Below are 21583 nucleotides of genomic sequence, written 5' to 3'. Positions count from 1 at the left end.
AAGAAAGGATAAAAACATGAGCACCGTATTCGGGATTTTAATTTTGGTCGCCATCTTCGGTGTGCCGCTTTACACCGTCGGCCGCATCACGTGTTTTCTGACCAGTGAACTGAAGAGCAAGATGGCGCGCCGTCTGTGGCTTGCGTCAGCCGTGTGTACGGCGGCTGCCTTGATGGTTTTCGGGATGTCCGGAGAGTTACAAAAATTCTCGCGTTCTTTGTACGACGTTCTCGGGACGCTTTTCCTTGCGTCTTTCGTTTACTTCGTCATCGACATCTTCTGGCGGCTCTTGCACTGGCTGACGGGAGAACCTTACACCCCGCTGGTGGATGAGTTTGGTGCCGCTCCCGGTGGCCAACGACCCCAAGGGGACTACGATGATTCTTTCATGCCTCTTGATGGCGTCAGCGTCGATAGCGGCAGCAACCTTCACATCGACCACAGCAGCTCGTTTGACCACCAGTTTGGTCTATTTGGCGAAGATGGATTAACCGCTGGCCCGCAAGGGATCGGCTATTACTCCGCCGGTTCACGCATTGGGTCTGACGACATCTTATGATCTCGGCGGCGGCGCGTCGCCCTTCTGCTGGCTACCCATTTCCTCTGTAGGCTGCTGCTGAGTCGGCGTGGGCTTCTGCCCGCCTCCGAAGAGCTTGTCAAGGTTTGATTGGCCTGGCGATCCTGCAAGCGAGTTGCCCGGCCCAGCCTGTTGTTGCTGGCCCGGCTGGTTGCCGAACGCCCCTTCGCCTAATCCGGCAACTGGAGGCTGACCCATCACCGGAGGCTGAGGCTGCGGCTGCTGAGCTTCTCCGCGTCCTAAAATTTCTGCCGCTACCTGGTGGCCATAATCCACCGTTCGGTCCAGCATGTTGTTCGCGCTACTGAACAAACCTTTCGTCCACTGTGCGGTGTTATCTTTGAAGTCATACCACATCGTGGAGACGGTGCCTTGCGCCTCCGCAAGCGACCGCCCTGCCCTTTGCGTAACCCACTCCAAGTTCTGCTCGGTCGGCATGATCTTCGCCTGCTCGTGGTTAATTCCAATCGCGGCCAGGCCACGCGCCAACTCGGGGTCTTTGGCCGCCGCCTCGCGGAGTTTCGCCGCGTAATCCTGCGCGCTCGCCGAGCCTATCCCTCCGAGCCACGAGTTCGCAAAAGTTTGGATAAAGCCTTTCTGCCTGTCGTGGTAAAGCGCATTGGCCACTGTGTTGATGCCCTGCTCCAGGTGCATCTGGGCCGCTCTCCGTTGAGTTTCCCCATCCGCCTGGCTCATGGTCTGCGCGTAGGCTTGAGCAGCCGGCGCAATGCTTGGCATCGAGCGCGGATCGGCGAATTGGTTCTGCCTGACCTGCCCCACATTCGAGTTATTCTGTGCCGCAACCTCCGCGCGCCCTTGGCGGTTCAGCGCATCAACGTCCGCGCCGCCCAGATCCCGAAGCTCGTCCTGACCCAAAGGATCGCGCACTCCGGTTTGCAGCAGGCTGTTCCCCTTGAGACGTTCAAGCATGGCGATTTCGGCGTCTTCCCGGAATGAGGCGTTGCTGTTCCACTCGCGGGCAAACGTTGCCAACCGCTCCGTGGTCACTGTATCGTCCCACCCCTGCCGGCTAGCCAGCATCATCCAGGCCGTCTTGAACAGCTCACGACTCGTGTCGCTCGACACTTCTGCCGCATTGCGGCTCGTCACGTCCCGGCGATTGCCGGCGCTGGCCTGTTCCATGATCGATGCCAATTCCTTGCTATCGAACGTCTTCGCCTTGTCCAGCGCCGCCGCCATCCGCTCTGTCGCCTGGCGCATCCCCTGGTCCGAGGTTGTGCCAGCGGTCTTTTTCAGGGCTCGACTTACGATGTCATAACTCTGCCTGATGTCATCCTGGCTCATGGCCCTCATAGTCTGAATCGCCGACTCCGCGTATTGCTGGGCAGTTTGGACGCCACCGCTGACAGAAGCGGATATTGCCCTGCTGATCGCGCTGGCCAGCTTGTGCCTTAAGTCTACAGGCTCGCCTGCGGCTTTGGCTTTCTCGTAGGCGTCTTTGGCTGGCGCTCCCTGTGAAGGCGTGCCAACTCCTCCTCTGATTCTTGAGTCGAACGAGCCCCCCTCATTGTTCTGCAAGGACTTCTGTCCTGACGCTTCGCTTCCGGTATTGGATGAATGCCCAGCCGCAGTCGTAACCCCACCCCCCGTTTCCCGGCCGATTTCGTCGTTGAGTGCCTGCGTGAACGTCCGGCTCCAAGCGGCTCCTTGCTCGCTGGTCAGTCTCGCCGTCTGGGTATCTCCAAGCGAGGCCGCTCGTCCCTTACCAGCCTGAACCGATTCATCCGAATAGATACCGTCCGACCGACTCTGCCCCAGGGACAGGCCGGCCTTACCGCCGAACATGCTGGATCCAAGCCCCTGGAAAGAGGTGATCTCATCGACGGTAATGCGACCATCCCGGTTTGAATCCAGCGCCGAGGCCTGACCCCACGATCCAGAGAAACGGTAGATCAAGCCTTCCTGTGCGACCGTACCCTGTTCCCCGGCAACCATGCTGTTTGGCACGCCGCCTTTGAGCATGGGTTGCATGTTGTAAAGACCGGCGGTGTATAGACCGGCCTTGGTCGTATCGACGTTGGCCGCGCCCATGGTGAGATTACCCTGGGAAAGGCTCGCACCGTATGCACCGCCCGCCGTCACCGCCGAGGCCACCGAATTTGCCGCCGCCATCGTTGCCTGCACGATGCCATATGCGATCACCGGGATGGCGATGGCCAGAACTCCTGCAATGGCCTGATCGCTCGCAACCGCAGAACCAATGTAGTTGTAGTATTTCAGGGCGAGCCCGTCCCCTGCCGTCGCGCTGGACAGCCCTGACGCCGCTTTGGTGTTCATGATGAAGTTCGTGACGGCATAAAGCGGCGGCCACAATTGCACCCAAAGGAGCGCGCCGAGATAGGTTTTCAGGAATGTGACGGCATATTGGCCCGACACGACGATGATGAGCACGACGATCGGAAACAGCGCATAGGTCAGTATCTCGACTGCATTGCGTAGCTTCGGCATCGTCTCGTCGGCAAGCGCGGCCATCGTGCCGTAGGACGTGTTGAAAGACCGTATGGCCTGTGCCCCGGCCAGTTTGACCTGGGCTTGCGCGGCATCGCCTACCTGGGACGGAATCGTGTACTCGGCATCGATGATGGTGTTGCCGACAATCGCCTGCCTGAGGATATTCTGGGCTGACTGTGACACTCCGAGCAAATAGTTTGTCGTTGTCTGCAGAGACCCAATGAAGGCTGCTTTGGCGGCCGCTGCGCTCATTCCCGGATAGAGCCTTTTGCCGATCTCCTCCAGATTTTTGTCGGTATCGAGCGCAAGCTGGCTTGTCAGCGTGGAGTATGCGCTCGGGCAGCTTACCGTACTGCTTGCCGCCGGATCGTTGTAATCCAGAATCGTCACCATCAGCCCAGGGTTCGTGTTGTTGAACAGCGCCCAGATGTCCGAGGCTTCGCTGATGTCCCTGCTGCTGATGTAGCCTGTCGCCATATCCGGCCAGACACACTCGCGGTAAAACTCCATCAAGTTGTGCAGAAGAATGGGGTTGACCGTTCCTGCGGCAAGCCGCTCCCGCATGATTCGATGGCCGAACAGGGTTCCGTTCTTCCGAAGCTGCACATCGTCTGGGAGAGAGAAGACGGTTTCGAACGTCGTCGTGAGCCAATCGCCGATCTTGCTTGTACCATGTGCAAGGGCAGCCAAGCCAATGGGCACGTTGGATACGACTTGCGTCGGAGCCGTACCGGTACGATCCACGATGACGACGTTGCTTTTCGGGACCAGAAGCATTCCGTGGAAAATGGCCAGCATGACGACCCATTTCCAGAAATCGTCCATGCGGCTCCGACCAGCAAGCACGGCGATCGAGAGCGAGAGAATCGCGACGAGCGCCAGCGTGCGCAGCAGTCCGTTGAAATCTGCGCCTCCGGTGATCGCGGCGATCGCATTGAAGACCGCAGCCAGCTCGGTGGTATTCCAATAGGCGTATACCTCGAAGTTCACACTTTCCTCACCGATTGAAAGTCAGTAGAGACTTCTGCACGTCGACCGGCATCGATCTAATCATGGTCTCATGGAGCCACTGTGTGGTCTTCTGCAGCTCCGCCATCGATACGGCCTTCTGGTACTGCGCCACATACTCGGAGGCAGCGAGTTTTCTCACGTTCGCGATTTGCTCGTTCAAGCTTGCGCTCGCCTGCACGACGTCCTGCGATTGGGCTGCCGAGTTATTGGAAAGCGCCTTTTGCAGGGTACGCACCATCTCGGTGAACCAGTTGTAGGCAAGTTCGACGGCCACGGTCTGGGCGTAGTTGTTGGTGAGAAGCGCTGGACCTCCCCTGCTCATTGCGGCGACGTTGGCCAGCCTCCACACAGGGATCGAGGAATTCATGTAGACGGCATAGTCGATTCCGTCAAAGCTCTGGCTCTGGCGGTTCATGATCTTGTCCGTGGCCTTTTCCATGGTCTGGCGAACATGCCACGACAGCGAGGCAACGGACTGATTCGGAACCGCAGTCGGATTCATGCAGTCGTAGTCGTTGCCGCATTTGAGAAGGGTGATGTCGTTCTTGGTGGGCGACTCGGGGTTGCCGACGAAATCCGAGAACTTGACCCCGGTCGGCCCGACGTAACGCCAGAGTGGCTTGTCGCCATTCTCGTTTCCAGGATCACCAGGCGGAATGATGATGATGGTTCCGATCATGCTCATCATCAGTTCCTTCAGCTCGTCTGGCACATCGGTCTTCTGGAGAGCCTTCCAGACGACGTTCCCGGGTTCCAGGATCTCCTTGAGATTCGGATCGGCGTTGGCGGCCTGCTGTCTGGCCTGCTTTTTGGCGTTCTTATCCTTGCGCCATTCATCGAAGGACTGGAAGCTGTCGGGCCACAGGTTTGATAGGACAGAACCCGTTCCCTGTGCGTTCGCCTGCTCCTTCTTGTCAGAGAGCAGTGGGCCCAACGTAGCCGTGGTGATGCCCTCCGCCAACTGGCACGAGTTCAGATTCATGCCGTTGATCTTGGATGCCTGATCTTGAAGGTACTGCATGAGATCGGCCACTTCAGGGGAGATCGATTTCACCGCCATCATGAAGGCGTATCCGACGGCATTGTTGGCGATGTTCCGCAGAAGCGCGGTCAGCTGCTCGGAGTTGATGAAGGAAAAAGAACCGGCGAAGAGGTCGATCCCGCCGCAACCGGCGCGGATGCTGGGTGGCGCGATGGAGGCTAGCTGGTAGTTCTTGATCGGCGTCCGCATGTACATGCTGCCGCCTGTGTAGACGGTCGAAGTCTGCCCCTGAACGACTTGCGCCCCGGTCACATTGCCATAGGCGCCCATCTCGTTGAACCAGGACTGCATCTCGGACTGGATGCTAGCCGAGGCAGACACGCTGAATGTGGCAACGATGGCTGCTGCGATAAGCCGTTTTCGGAACATGGGAACCCTCTCTTTTGTGATTTCAAACCACCGTTTATTTACCAGACGCACCCCCTCGCCTCTTCACCCAAAAGCAAACGTCTCGGGAGCATTTCGCCTCAGTACAAATCGCCCGGCCGCGTGCTGGTGAGGATGTAGATCCGCTCGATCACATCCTGAGCGGAAATCACACCCGATCCCAGCGGAATCAGACGCCGATCCTTGATGTTCCCAAGAAACAGCATGGGCACTTGCCGGATTCCAAGTTTCGCCGCCATCCCGTTATCGCGTTGCGGATTCGGGTACTCTGGCAGACCTCCACCGTCCACGCTGACCGGGAGCACCGTGATGCCGTAGGTGTCGCTCAGGAACTTGAGGGTCGGCGCCATACGATGGCAGTAGGGGCAATCCGAGCGAAAGAAGAAGAACAGCCCCCATTCCTTGTTGATCTCATCCAGCGTGCGCTTTTCTGTGGCCTTGCGGATGTTCGTGTAGGTCGCAATGGCAGCGTTGTTCACGGGGCGCTTCAACTCGTAGTTCAGCTCTGGGTTTTGCCACACCACGCGCCGCCAGACATCGGAGAATACGGATGCGCGACTCATCATGGCTTCTTGAGCCGCGATGTAGGCTTTGATGTTTTCCTGGGTCGGCTGCATGATGGCGAGCGCCCTCTTTGCTTCCAATTCCTTGCGGAGCTTCTCGATCTCTTCGAGGGCGATCTCTTCCCTGGTCTTGGCTTTCGTTGGCGGTTGCCGTTCTTTCTTGGCAACCGGCTTCGTCTCTTCGACTTGGCAATACCAGTTGAACTTCGTGCTGTCGCACTGCCAGACCGATGGATAGTCCAGCCCACTCGATGGCGTATTTGCCATCGCTGATGTTGCTGCCGTCAAGGACAGCGCCCAGGCCAGCTTCCGGCTAAACATTCCCATGCTGGGCCTCTTACCTTGCTCTCGACAGCAGTTCCTTGACCCTCCCCGTCATGTCTGGAATGCCTGATGTGCCGCCTGTTTCCGGGAGCCGCACGATTGCCGCTGTGTTGATGACAGCGCAACCGCATTCCTTGGCAACGACATCCAGGGCGCCATTGACTTGGTTGGCGTAATCCGCTGCCGACATGAGCAAGGCCTTTTGCTCTTCCTCGGACATACCTGGTTTGATCCTAGCCGCCAGGCTTTTCTTTTGCTCGTCGAACAGGCTTCCCACATCCACTCGAACCATGCGGGGCGATGGGTGGGTGTATATCCATGCAGCACCGATGATGCACGCTGACAACACCGATAACGCCCATGTGATGATGTGAGCTTTCAATGCGTCCCCCTCTGCGTCAAGATCGTCTCAATCGCCTCGATCACGGGCATACCTTGATCCTTGAGCGTTTTGATTGCCTGGAAGTCCTCCGCCCTGGTTGAGTACAGAAGCATCGAGAACGGGTCGAGAATCAACCGCCCGACACCCGACCCCATCGGCCCGTGTACGAAGATTTCCGAGTAGTAACCGTGCTCGGTCGCCACGCTCGATAGTTGCCGCTTCATCCACTCGTCGACATGCAGCTTTCCTTCCTTACCCAGGCGATCGATGGATTCCGGCTTCTGTCGCAACAGGAACAGCCAGTCGGCATTCTGGATCGCGGCCTTGGTCGCCTCGTTCTTGTAGTAGTCCTCGACGGACTGCGTGATGGTCCCAAAGGCGCCGCCATACTTGCGGGCCCTCCGGTATCCTGCCTCGATGAACCCGGCGCTCGATCCGCTACCCATCAAGTCCCACGCTTCGTCGATGATGACCAGTTTCCGTTTGGATCGGTCGAGATACATCTCCTGGGTTATCCGGTACATCATGAGCTGCATCACCACCGCCTGGAGATCCTTCTTGCTCTTGAGTTCTTCGAGCTCCAATACCACGAAGTTCTTGTGGAACTGGATGTTGGCTTCCCCTTCGAAGTAGCTCGCGTACACCCCGTACCGGGTGTATGGCTCCAGCGCGGTTGCCAGGCGCGACAGCTCGCGCTCATGTTCGCCGTCTTCTGAGAGGCGACCTGTTTTCAGCAGGTCATAGACGTCGGAGATGGTGGCCGCTTTCCCCTTGGCGTCCCACACGCGCTTGATGGCCGCCGACAGCGCCGCGTAGGAGTAGTTGTCCAACGGCTCTCGCGGGCTTGCCATCTGCGCTACCAGCGGCAGCAGCATTTCCATGTCGTTGTTGATGTCTACGACCATGGAGAACGGGTTGAGGCAGATCGTATTGCTCCGTTCATCCGAGAACTCGATGAATTCCCCATCGAGAAGCTCGCACAGGTTGCGGTATGACCGGCCCACGTCGATGATCCAGACTTTGGTTCCTGTTCCGAGGTAGCGAAACGCCATTTCGTTCACGAAGACCGACTTACCCGAGCCCGATAACGCTGCGACGGCGAAGTTGTAATTGCCTCCCTTGTTATCGAACAGGTCGAAAGTCATGATCTGCCCGCGCCGCCCGAACAGGGTGAGCACCGGCGTCTCCGTCCCCTTCCATTCGGCGATCAGCGGGGCTGTCATGACGGCGTTGTCCGCCGTCTTGGTTCCGGCACGGCCAAACATCTGCAAGTCCTTTTGCAGTGCCGGGGTCAGCGCGCACGGCATGGCCGCCACGAGAGCCTGATGCTGGAGATAGACATCCTTCGCCAGGTCGAAACCCCGCGCCCGCCAGACGGCACGCACTGCATGTTCGCTCCTTGCCACGTCTTCTAGCCTGGAGATCAGGACGATCTGGTGGTACATCTGGACGACGTTGCGCCCGTTGTCGAATGCCCGCAGCACCATGTCCCAGTCGCGCTTGCGGTCTTGCAGATCTGGCTGGAAATGGGCCATGTAGGAACCGGCGGCCTGGGTCGCGCGGGCAGCCTTGACCTGGGCCTTGGTCCGCGCCGACTCGTAATCGAGGATGATGGCGCCCATGGTGATCAGGAATGGACACGGAATCGACAGCGCCATCTGGTAGTAGTCGCCGATCAGGGCGCCCATGCTTGCAAGGCGGTAGTACCTGGGGTACTGTCGCACGGAGAAACATTGCAGGGCGGTTTCTTCCCCGCCCCCCTTGCGGAACTTGACGAAGCTGTCGGCGACGCTCGATGCGATCTCCAGATTCGACAGCTGAGAGCGCAGCGGCCGCGAATCGTCGTATTCGATCGGCTTGTCTGCCCCCCTCCCGAACACCCGCTCGTGGTCGAAGAAATCGGCCACGAAATTGAGAAGGTCATTCGGTCCCCAATCCCAACCCGGAAGGTGTGCCGAGCGCAGGGTCGCATGGGCGCTTTCCCGGATGCGGATAGCCTCTTCCACATCTGCGGGGTTCGAAGGGCTCAGGGGCGTCGTGATGGAAATCACGCAACGGTAGTTGCGCAGCAGATAAACATGGTGTGAGAACAGTGACTTACCCGTGCCTTCGAGGTAGTACTCGATTCTCCGGCGCGCCACTGCGCGAAAGACATTTCTGTTGCGTCTGTCCTCCCATCCCGCGTCGGGCTTGGGGCCATCGACGGGAAGCCGGCTTGCCTGATCCCGCAACACCGGAAGAATGTGCGGACTTGCGTAGAGAGAAACTTGGATGCCCGTGCCCGGTGGGCAGGACATGAACAAACTCGCCAGCACCCGCTCCATTTCCTCGTTGGCGCCGGTTTGCGGCATGGTTTCGATGCAGAAGCCGATGTTTTGCTCGGGCTTCCCGCCAAACGCGCCTTGGTCAAGAACGAACAGTTTTTCGTCCTGCATCCAGCCCAGATACGGCAGAATCCCGGTAAGCCTCGGGATGGTGGCGATTTGTTCCAGCAGCGCACGAGGAACCGCGTCGGCAGGAGCAAAACGCTCGCCGTAGAAGACGGTTTTCAGGGCATCGAGCACGCTCATTCCTGCCCTCCTGTGTTCTGTTGCTGCGTTGCCGGCGGCCCATAGCCTTGCGCGCCAGGCAGCACGACGCCGCTACCCGCCTGTTGTGGCACAGAGGTCAACGGCTTTTGTGCCGGATTGCCCTGGCTGGGCTGGATGAAGGTCGGCCGGTAGCGATCGATGATCCGCTTCTGGTTGTGTTCGATCACCCAGCGGCCAGGATCGGCCACGACGTAGATGTACGACTGGTCATGAAGGTCGCCTTCGCTGTCCTCCCATGGGGCGATCCAGAGGCGCAATACCTTCGGTCGAGTGCGAATTGGGTCACCGGATGACGGCGCACGTCCAATGATCTCGCCGGACTTCGCGGGCGGCGCCGCCTGCGCCTCGCCCTTGCCCTCCTTGCGCAAGCCCGGCAGATTGTTGGCAACGGCGTTGGCATAGACTCCGGACAGCGATGCGCAGCTCACACCTTCGGGAGCCTTGCAGGCGAATTTGGTCTCTCCGTCCAGCCCCGACATCGCGCTGGCGCACCCTCCGAGGAGCGTCGAGATCATGATCGCGGCAGCATACGTGCGCATGTCGATCCCCTTCACTGACGCTGAACCTCGCCACCCATCGGGCGGCCGCCCCCTGAAAGACGCCGTTCGAGCTCGGATGCCGGCACGAACCCCGGCACCATCGCTCCGTCACTCATGATGATGGTCGGCGTGCCGTTGATGCCCAGGCTGCTTCCTAGCCGGATATTACGGTCCACAGGGTTGTCGCACTTGTTGCTACCCCCCGGCAGCTTGCCGCTTGTCATGAAGTCGCCCCACGCCTTTGCGCGGTCTTTGGCACACCAAATGGTTTCCGCTTTACGCTTGGCGTCGGGATGTAGCCCCTCCAACGGGTAGAGGAAGGTGTAAATCGTCACGTTATCGAGTTTTGGCATCGTCTCGCGCTCCAGGCGCTGACAGAACGGGCAATCCGGATCGGAGAACACATAGAGCGTCCTGGAGCCGTCACCTTTGACGGTCTTGATGGCATCCCCCAACGGCAGCGCAGACACGTCGATTCTGTTGATCTCATCGAGGCGCTGGGCGGTCAGGTCTTTCTGTTCCTGCATGTCGTAGAGGTGACCAAAGAGCATGTACCGCCCGGACTCGTCGGTATAGGCGACGTTGCGCCCCATCACGACCTCATAGACGCCCTTAACCGGGCTTTCGCGAACCGATGTGATCTTTGTTGCGGGATACTGTTCCTTGAGGCGTTTTTCCACGTCGTCTGCACCAGCGTACACCGCAGAGGCGACTGCGAAAGCAATGATCGAAACAACGAGTTTGTGCATAAGTTACTCCATGGGGTTCAAAGATTTCTTCATGATCTGGCGGCCACGCTTCCAGATTTCGGAGTAGTCGCCTTCATCCACACTCGGGCCGAGACCAAGCGTCACGCCCTTGGTCAGGACGACATCCACCACCCGCCCGGCATCGACCTCGATGATCGGGAACATCTTCTCGGCCAAATTGATGTAGTACTGCGAGAGCCGATCCAGCGCTTTACCGACGCCGGCACCCAGCCCGGCCTGGAACTGTTTACCCGTTTCCACGGTGCCGACCGTACCCAATGCGCTGGTCGAATAGGTCGTCGCGCTTTGCTGGAACGCTTGACCGATACCGGAGGCGACACCAGCCAGGAGTGCATTCGCCAGCACCTGTCCCTGCTTACTCACTAGCCTCCCGCGCATGCCTGCCTTGCCGTCCTCGCCGACCACATACCCTTTGGCATTGGTATCGACCACTTCCCCATTGTTGAGGACGCAGGAGAGCGATTCGAGCCGGAGATATGCCCTCTCGGAGCTGATGTCGCCGTACCCTGAGCCCAGCAGGAAGCACTCCTTGACCTTGACCCGGAAGCGGTTGGGCAGGAAGGCGTTGTCCTGAACCCGCAGCAGCACCGGCCAAGGGTTGTTCTGGGCCTGGCCGCCCGTCGGCGCATCGAGCCCACCCAGCAACACAGCACGCATGAAAGATCCTGATGGTATGTAGGTCTTGCCTTGCTTTTCTGCCTCTTGCTCGTTTTTCTGCTGACCGCTCGCCGCATCACTCACCTCGAATACGGCGATACCCGGTTCCTTGAGTGGTGGCGGCTGCGGTGGTTCCTGTTTGGCCTGCGCAGGCTCTTGTGCGGCCGGCTGCGTCTGTGCCGATGGTAGAGGCGGCGGCACAGGCGGCAGCGGCGGAAGCACACTTTCCTGCTTTGCGGGGGCCTGCGGCGCCGCCTGCTTCTGCTCGACCTCAGCCAGCTTTTGCTTGAGCCCTTGAATGACTGCATCCATTTCCTTCATTTGCTGAGAGGATTGCGCCATCCAGACATCGCGCGGGTCGACCTGCGACCCGGGTGTTGCGATGTTCTTGGTGGTGTGCTCTTCCTTGCCGGATTGCGGAACCATCGAAGGTTGGTTGTTCCAGAGAGCGACACCGCCAAAGACGAGGCCGAGGAAAACCGTGCCCAGGGTGCCAAGCACGAGATACTGTTTGGCCTTTGGCGATAAGTTCTTGAAACGATCAGCGAGGGTGGTCTTGGCATCCGTGCTCATTCGGAGGTCTCCGAGATCACGTACACGGCCGTCGTTTCCGCAGGTTTGAGTTCTGGGCGTTCAACTGACACGGCCACCACGCCACGCCGGTAAAGCTCCCGCTCGTCAATCGCCATGGGTTTGTCAGAGGTATTCGTGAGCATGTATTTCTCACCCCTGAACGGTCCATCGACGACCTTGACGAGCACGAACATAGCTTCTTTCCAGAGTGGCACTAGTTCGTTCGTTGTCCTGGATTCCATATCCGTCTCACCAGAGGATTCGAGAGCAAGCAAGACGCGCTTGATGGCTTCGTTACGCGCCATATCGCGACCCGGCGCCTTGTTGCCGGGTTCCGGTTTGCCCCTGATGATGATGGACTCGGATGGGCCGTCGGCAACGGACAGCAACAGCTTCCAGGTGCGTCCGCTCTCGTCCGACACAAAGACGCTGAATGCCTGCTTGTCGGTCGTCGGCTTGATATATGCAGCGCCCGCGTCTTTATCCGGTGTGACTGTGAAATCACCTTCGGCCCCGAACACCCGCCGGATGCGATGACCCTCCACACGGATCATGGTCGGCTCCGACCGTGACACCATGGCGCTCAGGGTGTCGTCTGGTTTTCCGGTGAGAACCTGGGCGCTGTGCGCGTCAAGACTGGCTGCCAGCAGGGTTGCCAAAAGGATTTTGATCGCTGGTTTCTTTGAAGTCGCTGACATAGAGTCTTCCATTCATGAACTTGAATCCGACGAGATAAGTGGCGTTCCGCTCGCCTGCCTTCTTGTCCGAAGTCCAGGTCACGAGCGTCCCGGACAGCGCCACCTTGAGGTCTTTTTCGTCCGTCGTGACGTTCCGAACCGAGAATTGGGTCGCCGTGTTGTTTTTTTTCAGGAACTCTGCCCGCGCTCCCATTTCGGCCTGCAAGCGCCCGTATTCGGATGGAGCCGCATACTTGAGGAACAGGCTGTTCTGATAATCGGAGACGGCGGGCGTGATGTTGAGCGCCAACCCTGCATACCAGTACGCCATCTCTTCCAGGTATTCCTTGGAGACGGCGTTCCCCGACACCCAGAAGCTACGGTTGATTTCAGGGGGAACGAGGACGGTTTTCTCCGCTCCCGCGAGCCTCAACATGGCCCCCGCCTCGATGAGCACCACCACGGTCAGCCCTGCCACGAGGAGGCGCATGAAGCGGATCTCGTGGTTGGCGTTGTCCCGTTCCGAGAGGTATTTCTTGAAAAGCATCTCTCTCTTACCCCAGGAAGTAGCGTTGATCCGAAGGCGGGGTGACTCGTGGCTTCACGAACAGACCGCTCGGCAGCCACCAGTAAAGGGCATGGACGGCGAACTTCGGATGCTTGCCAGCTTTCAGGCGGCCGTATTGCCAGGCCGCCAAACCGCCTGCCGCGATCCCCAGGAGCATGGAGCCAGAAATGACCCCCATGCCGATCAGCATGATGGCGATCACCGCCTGGTCCATTTCCCACCACAGGAATCGCTCCTGCGCATCGAGCGATTTCGGGATGTATCCGGTTTCGTCGCCGCCCATGCCCAATCCCTCAGATGGTCGCCGTCAGGATGCCGGTGATGATCGTCGGCGTGTATTGCAGGAAGATCGCAAAGCCGACGCCCGCCAGAATAGGAATGGGATTGACACGGGCAATGGAGAGGATGGCGCCGATCCCAACCGCCGCTACGGCGACGGCACGGCCGAAATAGCCCGTCACCACGTTGTTGATCCAGGTGTACAGGGTTGCGAACTCCGTGCCGGTCGTTCCGGCAAACGCGCTCCCCGCCAAGACGGAAAGAGCCACTGCGATGATGGCCAATTGGGTCTTACGATTCACGTTTCACTCCTTTCGTGTGGTCGATGATGGATTTGATGAGCCAGCCAATGCCCAGCCCCATTGCGATGCCGCCGATATGGGCTTCGAATCCCTTATCCAGCAGCGATCCAGGGAGCAATGCCCCCATCACAATGAACGCTCCGGCGATCAGCGTGTCCCGGACTGCCTCATTCGATTTCGGAATCACTTGTTGATCTCCTTGGTGTTGATGAAATGAATCTCCGCGCGCCTGTTGGCGGCGCGGCCTGCATCCGTGTCGTTCGGTTCCACATAGCAGCACTTGCCTCTGGCCTCGACTTCCATCGGATTCTTGACGCCTCGCGCTTTGAGCAACGACAGCACGAACTCGGCGCGTTGGCGCGCGAGGCGATCGTTGTATTTGGCGCTCCCTACGTTGTCGGTATACGCCTTGATGAGAAGACTGTCTGATGGCGCCACCTGACGCTCGATGGTCTCCAGCGCGCGCTTCCAGTCACCCGCCGGGATCGCTTTTGCGAATTCGAAATGCACCACGACCGGCTCGCGCGCGGTTGTCATTTGCGTCGTGCGCTCTTTGTCTGGACTGGTGGGCTGCGCCGCAACGGCCATCGGCTGCGCTGAAAGTTCAACAGTCTTTGGTGTCGGCTTCGGGCAAGCATCGTCCTTGCAAATCCTCCAATCCTGCTTCACCCAGCCAACACTGGGCGGGTGTGGCGCTGCGATTTCTTCACGAAATGCCTGTTGGTTGCCTGCGCAGCCAGCCAACACCATTGGCAGCACCAGCATCAAATTACGCCCCACGTTCAAAGAACTCCCTCCCGTTTCAGAACCTCAGCGATCTTTCTGGCATATGCCATCCTTTTACTCGGGCTTCGGGCGTTGTAAGCGCCGATCGCATTCCAGTTGTATCCAAGCCGATGAATGTTTTGAGCCAGAATCCAGGCCCCGACGTAGGTGTTGGTGCAGGCGTCGAACAGGTTCCGCTCCGTAATGCCATACCGCTGAAGAACCGGTATCCAGCGGCTGTTGATCTGCATGTGACCGATGTCGTAGCTGCCGTCGGGGTTGCGGCTGAGCGCCTGCGGGTTGCCTGACGACTCCACCCGGGAGATCGCCATGAGCAGCGCCGGTGGGATCCCATAGCGGGCGGCGGCCTCTCCGAAGCAGGCCGCGTTGGCGGCCACCGAGAAGACGAAAAGGAGGATGCCGGTCGTCCATGTCCTTGACATGGCGATGATGTTATCGGGTTCAAAGCGCCAGACAGCGGCAAAAAGCGCACGAAACTGCACTGTTTCGCTCTACTGGTGCCTTTTTCCTGCGACAACCCGCGCTGGAACCGAGCACGAAACCTCGCCGGATGCCGGGTCGATAACCTTCTCCCAGTGGCACTCGTTCGGGAGCTTGTTGTAGAACGCCTTCGGGGGTGCCGTCTGCTCTTCGGGAGCAGCCGCGCCGCGCTCTAGCGCCACGTTTGCCTGCGCAGGCGCCGCCGATTGCAACGCATCCGCAGCTTTATCCATCCCAGACGCTGCTCCCTGGCCTCCCGGCAATCCGCTTTGCCTGAACACCACCGCAAGATCGCGGATCGAGGATTCGATCTTCTGCATGGTCTGGCTGTCCAGGTGCGATGCCGCCAACCCGATACCGGCGGCAAGCAGACCGAGTTGCAAAGCCAGGCGCAACATCGCTTACCGCGCGATCGTCCGCAGGACTTGAACAATGGCCCATCCATACATGGCAAATGCCATAAGGTACTCGCGGACATCCCCAGTGAAAATCCGCAGCGGCGCAACGAACCGCCGCTTGCTCGGCCACAACAGCGGCACGCCGGAGTTGTTGACATCCTCCTCCGCCTAAAGTCGGAGGATTCCTACGGCGCTCAGGTGCGGCATTGAGCCGCCCTTGAGTCGCTTCGGTGGGTTCCTGCTGCTGGCGGCATTACCGCACCGCTCACTTCACAGGCGAACCGGGCGTGTCCCGCCCTTAAGATATTGATCGCGCCGACTAGATCGGCGTGCTCCTCGAAACCGCATTCCACGCACGCGAACCGGGCTTGCGTCTGCCGGTTCTCTGCCGACACATGGCCGCAGCATGGGCAGGTGCGGCTCGTATTCTGTGGCGGCACGGTGATGAGATGCCCGCCACGCCATGCCAATTTGTAATCCAGTTGGCGGCGGAATTCGAACCAGCCTTGATCGAGGATGGATTTGTTCAGGCCCGACTTGGCCCGAACGTTTCTTCCCGGCGCCTCCGCCGTGCCAGCCGCCGACTTGGACATGTTCCGCACCCGCAGGTCCTCGATACACACCATCGCGTGGTTTTTGCTGATCGTGGTCGTGGTCTTGTGCAGGTAGTCGCGGCGGGCGTTGGCGATGCGCGCGTGGATGCGCAGTACCTTGGCCTTGGCTTTCTTCCAGTTATTGCTGAACTTCGTCTTGCGGGCGAGCGCCTGCTGCGCCTTGCGCAATGCCTCTTCGTGCCGCCTGAAGCTGTTGAGCGGCGCATAGACGGTGCCGTCCGAGAGCGTGGCAAAGCGCACCACGCCCAGGTCGATGCCCACTGCCGTAGTGGCCTGCGGCACGGGCTGCTCCACTTCCCGCTCGGTCTGGATGGAGACAAACCACTTGCCGCCCGATTGGCTGACGGTGGCGTTCTTCACCGTGCCCAGCACCTCGCGGCTTTTGCGGTAGCGCAACCAGCCGAGCTTGGGCAGAAAGATGCGGCTGTTCCCCTGATCGAGCTTGATCTGTTTAGGGTCGGGGTAGCGGAAGCTGTCGTGCTGCCCTTTCTTCCTGAAGCGCGGGAAGCCTGCCCGCTTGGCGAAGAAGTGGGTGTAGGCTCGTTCCAAATCCTTGAGCGCCTGCTGTAGCGGGTGCACAGGCGCATCCTTGAGCCACGGCGTTTCAGATCCGTTGCGCCATGCAGTGAGTTCCTTGCACAGCCCGGTGTATCCAAGCTTCTTCTCGCCCTGCGTGTAGCGTTCCTTCTGTAACGCCAACGCCTTGTTGAACACGAACCTGCACGCACCGGCGAAGCGGCGCATCTGCCGTTCCTGTTCGCCGGTTGGCATCAGAGCGAATTTGAAAGCCTGGAGACGTTGTATTCTAGAAACCCTACTCTTCATGAACAGCAAAGACAAGGACGCCAACGGCGTCCGCGCTATCCTTCCCCGGCCTGAAGGCCGAGGCTTGCCGCGCACCGGGTCATCCAATCGCCGGCCAAGTGCGAGAGGTAACCCGCCGACAAGCCGACAACGAACGGTACGGAATAGCCCGGATGCCAATCGAGATGGTGCAGCGCAAACCAGGCCAGCGCAGACATGCCGACCACGGCAAGCAGGCTGTGCGTTATGCCTCGATGCCCAAACACGGCAGCGAGCATCATCGAGATCGGGAGCACCCGACGCCCGAAGGCGCTCCCTGGATGGTCGATGTCCGGCAACATGCTGCCCAGCACGCCGCCGGCTAGCATCAACACCGCTTGTGGCGCTGGCGCATTGAGCCATTCAGCAGCCAGCAGCGCGAAGGCACTTCCTGCGGCGATGTGCGTAAAAGCCATCATGTAATGCTCAGCGCGAAATCAGCCAGAGACGCATTCACGGCCATCCGGTATCCGGCATGGGCTAGCGCTTTCCGGTCGCACCAAAATCCCTGTATTTCTCTAGCACCAAGCTTTCGCGCCAACTCTGCATGGCGTCCCGTTTCGATGCGCTCGGCAATGATGGGCGTGCCCTTCACCGCGTTACGAATTTCGGCCAGCGCGTCCCTGTTCTCGACCTTGATGATGTCCGGCCGCAATGTCTTGATGAGTTCTCGCTCCAACGTGGTGGGTGTCACATCGTCCATTGCAATCGACCCTCCTCTGCTGCGTATCTTGGTGGCGGCCTCTGCAATCCAGGTGTGAACTTCACTTTTCTCGAATATTTCGTGCCGCTCCACCAATTCGATCACGATGCCCGGCCTGATCTTTTGGATCACCCAAGGCGCCAGAATGAGCGTGGAATACTCGATGTTGCAGTGGATGCGAAAACCTGTGGTCGCAACCAATCCGAGCGCGTATTCAAGGCTGGCAACATCCACATAGACCATTTCCGTCTCGTCATCGAATACCAACGGCCCAGTACTCAGAACTTCCAGTGCCGTGACCTCCAATGTCGCGGCGTCAAGGATTGGTTGGACGCGGTGTCGATACATGCTCATGCCTCATGCCTGGAATCACAACCGTTTTTGCAAGTTTCCTGCCCATAGCCAGAGCGAAAGCGCCATGAAGCACACCACGGCAGGCGCCGCGATGATTGGCATGGGAACCGGCAGAAAGAGCCACACAACGACCGCGACACTTGCGAGCCGGAAAAAATGGATGCCGATCTTGTGCCGAATGGGGCTCTGCGCGATGAACGCCGTCTTGCGAATCTCGCGCACGTAGAAGCCATCGACCGATGCCGCCAGAATCAACGGCATGCCAAGAAGCGTCCACATCATGAGCGCATAGGCGCGGTAGGCTGCCGTGGCCACCCACATCACGCTTGCATAGATTCGATCTGTGAGCCAGCGCTCAATGCCACTTGTGCCAAGATTGCGCGCCACTTTTTCCGCATCTTGCGCCATCGCGCTAATGGCGGCAAACGCTTGGGACCGGATCCACCTCTCCGCCCTTTCTCCTGCCCATGCCTCCATCTGTTTGTTCTCCGCATGCCAGGTCTCTTCCAGCACCCTTGATGGAATTAATGCCCATGCCGCCATGAAGCCGACGATCAGCATGACGGCAATGAAGTGGCCCCATTCACCCCGTCGTTCTGAAGCTTGCCGCGCCATCTAGTACCTCGGACCGCCATAATTCTCGGAATGAGAAAGATGTTCGCCCCAGTTGGCCGCGTAAATTCTTGCCAGGCCCAGATTCCCGTGGAGAACGATCACGTTCTCGGCGTTCTTCTCCTCGGCTGCCTTGGTGAAATTGAATGAGCCGGTGAGCACGGTCTCGCCGTCGATCACCATTACCTTGTTGTGGGCGATGGCGTGCGCAGCATCGATCCACACCGGCACCCCGTGGTTTGCAAGATAGGTTGCCGACGTGTAGCGCTCCGAGCGCTGGCTTTTGTCGAGGATGACGCGCACGTCCACGCCGCGTGACTTGGCCTCAACGAGCGCCCCGGCGATCGGGGTGCTAGTGAAGCTGTATGCCTGTACCAGGATGGATTTCCTGGCACCAGCGATCGTTTTCACCACCAGGGCCGTGGCACCGCCGTTTGGCGAGAACGCGACCTCGATCGTTCCCTTTGCAGGAAGCGCATGAATCGCTTGACCTGCGCTTGCTGCCTGCGTCGCACATAGAAATGCGATAACCAGCAAGGCCCGCCACTTCACGACCTACTCCACCAGAATCGGAATCCGCCCCTTGATCGTCCTGCCGCCGGACAATCGGGCGAAGAAATGCAGAGGGGGGAGTTCGCTGAGGATGGCGGGAGGTATCAAGTCGGCCTCTTCTTCTGTCGCCTGCTCCTGGTAGGAGGCGCTGTAGGCGTCGTGAATGTTGGAGTCGACGTTGTGACCGTAACGGACCATCATCGACCTGGCCTTGATCTTCGGAATGCCGTCCGCGATGTACTTTTGCGTTTCAGCATCCTGCACACGCAGGGTGATCTTGTTGTTGGTGTTGGCGAGCACCTGGCGGGCTTTATTCTCATCTCCGAGACGCGAGGCGAAGTCAGCGAACGTCTGGGTTGCAATGGTCATTCGAAACCCTGCGCCGCGCCCCTTGTTCAGGAGCTGGATGGTCGGGTTGTTGATGACCTCCGCCGCTTCATCCACGAACACGTTGATCGGTTTGATCGAGTCGATGCCGTAGTTGTACCGATCGCCGGCCACGGCGGTCAGGTCGGCAAGCAGGATGGAGCCGATGGCGCTTCCCACCGTGGCATCAGCCAGAGAATCGAGACCCACGTACATCACCTTGTCGGCCCGGATGATTCGCGCCATGTCCGTCACCAGCTTGTCGTGTCCTGCCTCGAAGTCCGGAGACAGCAGTTCTGTCAGCGGATCGCTCGTCAGCATGGAAAGGATCGGAATGAGCGACGCCACCATTTTCTGGAAGTGCTCTCTGTTGTGCTCGTAGGTGGAAATCAGACCGTCCAGATCGACGGATTGGGCGTCATGGATCACAACCTGCTTGTAGAAGCTGATATAGGCCAGTAGCTGATTGCCCTTGTACTGCTTTACGAAGCTGCTAGAGCGAGCTTCCCAATCCGGAACGTGGTGTTTGAAGTGGATTCGCAGCGCTTTGAGCAGCAGGTCGTCCGGTCCGCCTTCGATGTAGCGCCGTAACTGCACGAGATTCGGCCTCTGGCCGGTCGCGATCAGGCCGTTCACGATGTCGTTGAGCACCTTCCAGCCGAACGCCGTGAACGGGTCCGCACCCGTCTCCGATGGAATCAGCGCAGCGATCCGGCTTGCAAGTTCCGTTTTGCGGTTCCAGTTGCGTAGCGGGTCGATGCAGGCGGACTTTTCAGGATGGGCGGGATGAAAATAGACGAACCGTTCCGGTTGACCGAGCGCCTCACAGACCTTGCGAGCATTCGAGGCCAAGCCGTGGTCGCCTTTGGGGTCGATGATGATGACCGGTTCATGACGGGCAATGGCCTGGGCGATCAGGAGATCGAACAGGCGCGTCTTCCCCACGCCAGTTGACCCAACAATCAGAGTATGCCCTTCGAGCAAGCCGAGATCGGCATAGACATCCTCTTCCCTGGATAGTCCATGAAGCCAGTGGGCGCCATCCTTGACAAACTCTTTACCGAAGGTCTCGGCCACGCCTTTCCCAATCAGGGCATGCATCTTTCGAGCCTCGATGTCTGTCCAGACGAATCCCTTGCCCAACCAGAACTGTCCGGGCTTCTGTTTCGCGATCAGGTCTTGTGGCGTGACGAACTCCTTTCTGGTTTTATCCAGGGCTCTTGCCCTCGCCTGGTTTCTCCTCCAAGCCTGTGCGCCCCGCCAAGCAGCCAATGACAGACATGCGATCGATGCCGCAACGCCTGCCCTGGTTGGAACCGGCAATGTGGCTGTTACAGCGAGCGTCATGGCGGATGCTGCCAACCAGGTTAGCGACATCGGCCATTCGTGCACCTTGCGCCACGGTTCCTCGAAATCCACGGATTCGAACATGCCGTTACCTTGGCTGTTGGCGGTAGAGCTGTCTGAGTTCTTGAAGCTGCGGTTCTGCGCGTTGATGATTGGCGCGTGTCCGCTCGGAAATCATTTGCCGGGCCTGCGCCTCCCATGCCCGGCACCGCTGCTGTTCTTCTGGCGTCTTGCCAGGCCGATTGCAGGCGTAGGCGTCCTGAAGCAGCCTGCCTCGCTCCCGATCCGAGAAGGTGGCGCGCTGTCTTTGTGGTTGCGTCTTATCCTGGGAGAAGAGACTGCCATCCGCATGGGCTGCCCCAGCACTGACCGCGAGCACGGCAAGCGTCGGCGCGGCTAAACGCATGATGGCGCCGCCCCTTTTCATTGGTACAACCCAGACACTGCGAACACTTCTCGTGCCTTTTCCGTAAAAGTCTCGATATCCAGCCGATACGCATCCGATTCTTCGTCCTTGTATTCGGCCAACTTGCTTGCGATCCCGCGCTTGACGGCCTCGTAGCGAAGATAGGGGTGGGACACGAGCACCCGGACGACATCGGACAGGCCGTAGCGCCTTACGTTGTGGCGCCAGGCAGTGACGTACTTCGCAGGATGGCGAGTCGCGGCCAGCCGTATCGTTCCGTTCGCGAGTTCCAGAGCGAGGACATAACCGCCTTGAACCGACGATGTGGCTCCAACATTGAGGTCAACGTATTCCGGCTTGCCGTCATACAGCCAGACCGGATGCAGAGTTTTCTGATTAGCTTCCATA

The 21583-nt window shown here is 59.2% G+C and carries 24 protein-coding genes; 1 reads left to right on the top strand and 23 read right to left on the bottom strand.

Annotated features, from left to right (window positions below; translation table 11 throughout):
* Positions 1–16: 16 nt before the first annotated feature.
* Positions 17–559 carry a hypothetical protein gene (locus ACZ42P_RS00860; RefSeq protein WP_464898221.1) on the top strand — a complete coding sequence of 181 codons (543 nt, stop codon included), beginning with the start codon at positions 17–19 and terminating at the stop codon, positions 557–559.
* On the opposite strand, the gene ACZ42P_RS00855 is transcribed toward ACZ42P_RS00860, so the two are convergent.
* From ACZ42P_RS00855 to ACZ42P_RS00745, 23 genes are all read right to left on the bottom strand, one after another.
* Positions 554–4039, bottom strand: coding sequence for a conjugal transfer protein TraG N-terminal domain-containing protein (locus ACZ42P_RS00855; protein WP_464898220.1), 3486 nt, complete (start codon positions 4037–4039; stop codon positions 554–556). The genes ACZ42P_RS00860 and ACZ42P_RS00855 overlap by 6 nt on opposite strands.
* A gap of 7 nt (positions 4040–4046) precedes the next feature.
* On the bottom strand, positions 4047–5471 hold the full coding sequence (locus ACZ42P_RS00850; protein WP_464898219.1) for a conjugal transfer protein TraH: 1425 nt from the start codon (positions 5469–5471) through the stop codon (positions 4047–4049).
* A 98-nt stretch (positions 5472–5569) separates the two neighbouring features.
* On the bottom strand, positions 5570–6379 hold the full coding sequence (locus tag ACZ42P_RS00845) for a conjugal transfer protein TraF (protein ID WP_464898218.1): 810 nt from the start codon (positions 6377–6379) through the stop codon (positions 5570–5572).
* 10 nt (positions 6380–6389) lie between these two features.
* A complete protein-coding gene (locus tag ACZ42P_RS00840; protein WP_464898217.1) occupies positions 6390–6758 on the bottom strand; it encodes a hypothetical protein in 369 nt (122 codons plus the stop codon).
* Positions 6755–9328 (bottom strand): type IV secretion system protein TraC, encoded by a 2574-nt coding sequence (gene traC, locus ACZ42P_RS00835; RefSeq protein ID WP_464898216.1) that lies wholly within the window; start codon positions 9326–9328, stop codon positions 6755–6757. Before traC ends, ACZ42P_RS00840 begins: the two co-directional genes overlap by 4 nt.
* Positions 9325–9888, bottom strand: coding sequence for a type IV conjugative transfer system lipoprotein TraV (gene traV, locus ACZ42P_RS00830; protein ID WP_464898215.1), 564 nt, complete (start codon positions 9886–9888; stop codon positions 9325–9327). Before traV ends, traC begins: the two co-directional genes overlap by 4 nt.
* Positions 9889–9899: 11 nt before the next feature.
* On the bottom strand, positions 9900–10637 hold the full coding sequence (locus tag ACZ42P_RS00825; protein WP_464898214.1) for a DsbC family protein: 738 nt from the start codon (positions 10635–10637) through the stop codon (positions 9900–9902).
* A 3-nt stretch (positions 10638–10640) separates the two neighbouring features.
* Positions 10641–11888: a TraB/VirB10 family protein gene (locus tag ACZ42P_RS00820; protein WP_464898213.1), complete on the bottom strand. Its 1248-nt coding sequence runs from the start codon at positions 11886–11888 to the stop codon at positions 10641–10643.
* On the bottom strand, positions 11885–12547 hold the full coding sequence (locus ACZ42P_RS00815) for a TraK domain-containing protein (protein WP_464898212.1): 663 nt from the start codon (positions 12545–12547) through the stop codon (positions 11885–11887). Before ACZ42P_RS00815 ends, ACZ42P_RS00820 begins: the two co-directional genes overlap by 4 nt.
* Positions 12519–13112 carry a type IV conjugative transfer system protein TraE gene (traE, locus tag ACZ42P_RS00810; RefSeq protein ID WP_464898211.1) on the bottom strand — a complete coding sequence of 198 codons (594 nt, stop codon included), beginning with the start codon at positions 13110–13112 and terminating at the stop codon, positions 12519–12521. The genes ACZ42P_RS00815 and traE overlap by 29 nt, the downstream gene beginning before the upstream one ends.
* A gap of 7 nt (positions 13113–13119) precedes the next feature.
* Complete coding sequence (gene traL, locus ACZ42P_RS00805) at positions 13120–13416, bottom strand: type IV conjugative transfer system protein TraL (protein ID WP_310676500.1); 297 nt, start codon at positions 13414–13416, stop codon at positions 13120–13122.
* A 10-nt stretch (positions 13417–13426) separates the two neighbouring features.
* Positions 13427–13714 (bottom strand): TraA family conjugative transfer protein, encoded by a 288-nt coding sequence (traA, locus tag ACZ42P_RS00800; RefSeq protein WP_464898210.1) that lies wholly within the window; start codon positions 13712–13714, stop codon positions 13427–13429.
* A complete protein-coding gene (locus ACZ42P_RS00795; protein ID WP_464898209.1) occupies positions 13704–13901 on the bottom strand; it encodes a hypothetical protein in 198 nt (65 codons plus the stop codon). Before ACZ42P_RS00795 ends, traA begins: the two co-directional genes overlap by 11 nt.
* Positions 13898–14479 (bottom strand): OmpA family protein, encoded by a 582-nt coding sequence (locus ACZ42P_RS00790; protein WP_464898208.1) that lies wholly within the window; start codon positions 14477–14479, stop codon positions 13898–13900. Before ACZ42P_RS00790 ends, ACZ42P_RS00795 begins: the two co-directional genes overlap by 4 nt.
* A 17-nt stretch (positions 14480–14496) precedes the next feature.
* Entirely contained in the window at positions 14497–14982 is a 486-nt protein-coding gene (locus tag ACZ42P_RS00785) for a lytic transglycosylase domain-containing protein (protein WP_464898207.1), read from the bottom strand.
* A gap of 9 nt (positions 14983–14991) precedes the next feature.
* Positions 14992–15378 (bottom strand): hypothetical protein, encoded by a 387-nt coding sequence (locus ACZ42P_RS00780; protein WP_464898206.1) that lies wholly within the window; start codon positions 15376–15378, stop codon positions 14992–14994.
* Positions 15379–15572: 194 nt separating this feature from the next.
* Positions 15573–16796 carry an RNA-guided endonuclease InsQ/TnpB family protein gene (locus tag ACZ42P_RS00775; RefSeq protein WP_464899343.1) on the bottom strand — a complete coding sequence of 408 codons (1224 nt, stop codon included), beginning with the start codon at positions 16794–16796 and terminating at the stop codon, positions 15573–15575.
* A 56-nt stretch (positions 16797–16852) separates the two neighbouring features.
* On the bottom strand, positions 16853–17254 hold the full coding sequence (locus tag ACZ42P_RS00770) for a metal-dependent hydrolase (RefSeq protein ID WP_464898205.1): 402 nt from the start codon (positions 17252–17254) through the stop codon (positions 16853–16855).
* Positions 17251–17892: an EAL domain-containing protein gene (locus tag ACZ42P_RS00765; RefSeq protein WP_464898204.1), complete on the bottom strand. Its 642-nt coding sequence runs from the start codon at positions 17890–17892 to the stop codon at positions 17251–17253. The genes ACZ42P_RS00770 and ACZ42P_RS00765 overlap by 4 nt, the downstream gene beginning before the upstream one ends.
* Positions 17893–17907: 15 nt before the next feature.
* The gene (locus ACZ42P_RS00760) at positions 17908–18453 is read right to left on the bottom strand and encodes an IncC plasmid conjugative DNA transfer DtrJ family protein (protein WP_464898203.1); all 546 of its coding nucleotides are present in this window, start codon (positions 18451–18453) and stop codon (positions 17908–17910) included.
* A 54-nt stretch (positions 18454–18507) separates the two neighbouring features.
* Positions 18508–19056: a phospholipase D family nuclease gene (locus ACZ42P_RS00755; RefSeq protein WP_464898202.1), complete on the bottom strand. Its 549-nt coding sequence runs from the start codon at positions 19054–19056 to the stop codon at positions 18508–18510.
* 3 nt (positions 19057–19059) lie between these two features.
* The gene (traD, locus tag ACZ42P_RS00750; RefSeq protein ID WP_464898201.1) at positions 19060–20853 is read right to left on the bottom strand and encodes a conjugative transfer system coupling protein TraD; all 1794 of its coding nucleotides are present in this window, start codon (positions 20851–20853) and stop codon (positions 19060–19062) included.
* Between the two features lie 339 nt (positions 20854–21192).
* Positions 21193–21582 (bottom strand): hypothetical protein, encoded by a 390-nt coding sequence (locus ACZ42P_RS00745; RefSeq protein WP_464898200.1) that lies wholly within the window; start codon positions 21580–21582, stop codon positions 21193–21195.
* Position 21583: the final 1 nt, after the last annotated feature.

This window comes from Thiobacter subterraneus, from assembly GCF_055379455.1.
The sequence above is the reverse complement of the archived record's forward strand: the minus strand, read 5'-3'. Positions and strand labels throughout refer to the sequence as shown.

Coding starts and splice junctions, on each gene's coding strand:
- ACZ42P_RS00860 (WP_464898221.1), top strand. CDS start 17: ATGAGCACCGTATTCGGGATTTTAATTTTGGTCGCCATCTTCGGTGTG.
- ACZ42P_RS00850 (WP_464898219.1), bottom strand. CDS start 5,471: ATGTTCCGAAAACGGCTTATCGCAGCAGCCATCGTTGCCACATTCAGC.
- ACZ42P_RS00845 (WP_464898218.1), bottom strand. CDS start 6,379: ATGGGAATGTTTAGCCGGAAGCTGGCCTGGGCGCTGTCCTTGACGGCA.
- traC (WP_464898216.1), bottom strand. CDS start 9,328: ATGAGCGTGCTCGATGCCCTGAAAACCGTCTTCTACGGCGAGCGTTTT.
- traV (WP_464898215.1), bottom strand. CDS start 9,888: ATGCGCACGTATGCTGCCGCGATCATGATCTCGACGCTCCTCGGAGGG.
- ACZ42P_RS00825 (WP_464898214.1), bottom strand. CDS start 10,637: ATGCACAAACTCGTTGTTTCGATCATTGCTTTCGCAGTCGCCTCTGCG.
- ACZ42P_RS00820 (WP_464898213.1), bottom strand. CDS start 11,888: ATGAGCACGGATGCCAAGACCACCCTCGCTGATCGTTTCAAGAACTTA.
- traE (WP_464898211.1), bottom strand. CDS start 13,112: ATGCTTTTCAAGAAATACCTCTCGGAACGGGACAACGCCAACCACGAG.
- traL (WP_310676500.1), bottom strand. CDS start 13,416: ATGGGCGGCGACGAAACCGGATACATCCCGAAATCGCTCGATGCGCAG.
- ACZ42P_RS00790 (WP_464898208.1), bottom strand. CDS start 14,479: ATGCTGGTGCTGCCAATGGTGTTGGCTGGCTGCGCAGGCAACCAACAG.
- ACZ42P_RS00780 (WP_464898206.1), bottom strand. CDS start 15,378: ATGTTGCGCCTGGCTTTGCAACTCGGTCTGCTTGCCGCCGGTATCGGG.
- ACZ42P_RS00770 (WP_464898205.1), bottom strand. CDS start 17,254: ATGATGGCTTTTACGCACATCGCCGCAGGAAGTGCCTTCGCGCTGCTG.
- ACZ42P_RS00765 (WP_464898204.1), bottom strand. CDS start 17,892: ATGAGCATGTATCGACACCGCGTCCAACCAATCCTTGACGCCGCGACA.
- ACZ42P_RS00760 (WP_464898203.1), bottom strand. CDS start 18,453: ATGCTGATCGTCGGCTTCATGGCGGCATGGGCATTAATTCCATCAAGG.
- traD (WP_464898201.1), bottom strand. CDS start 20,853: ATGTTCGAATCCGTGGATTTCGAGGAACCGTGGCGCAAGGTGCACGAA.
- ACZ42P_RS00745 (WP_464898200.1), bottom strand. CDS start 21,582: ATGGAAGCTAATCAGAAAACTCTGCATCCGGTCTGGCTGTATGACGGC.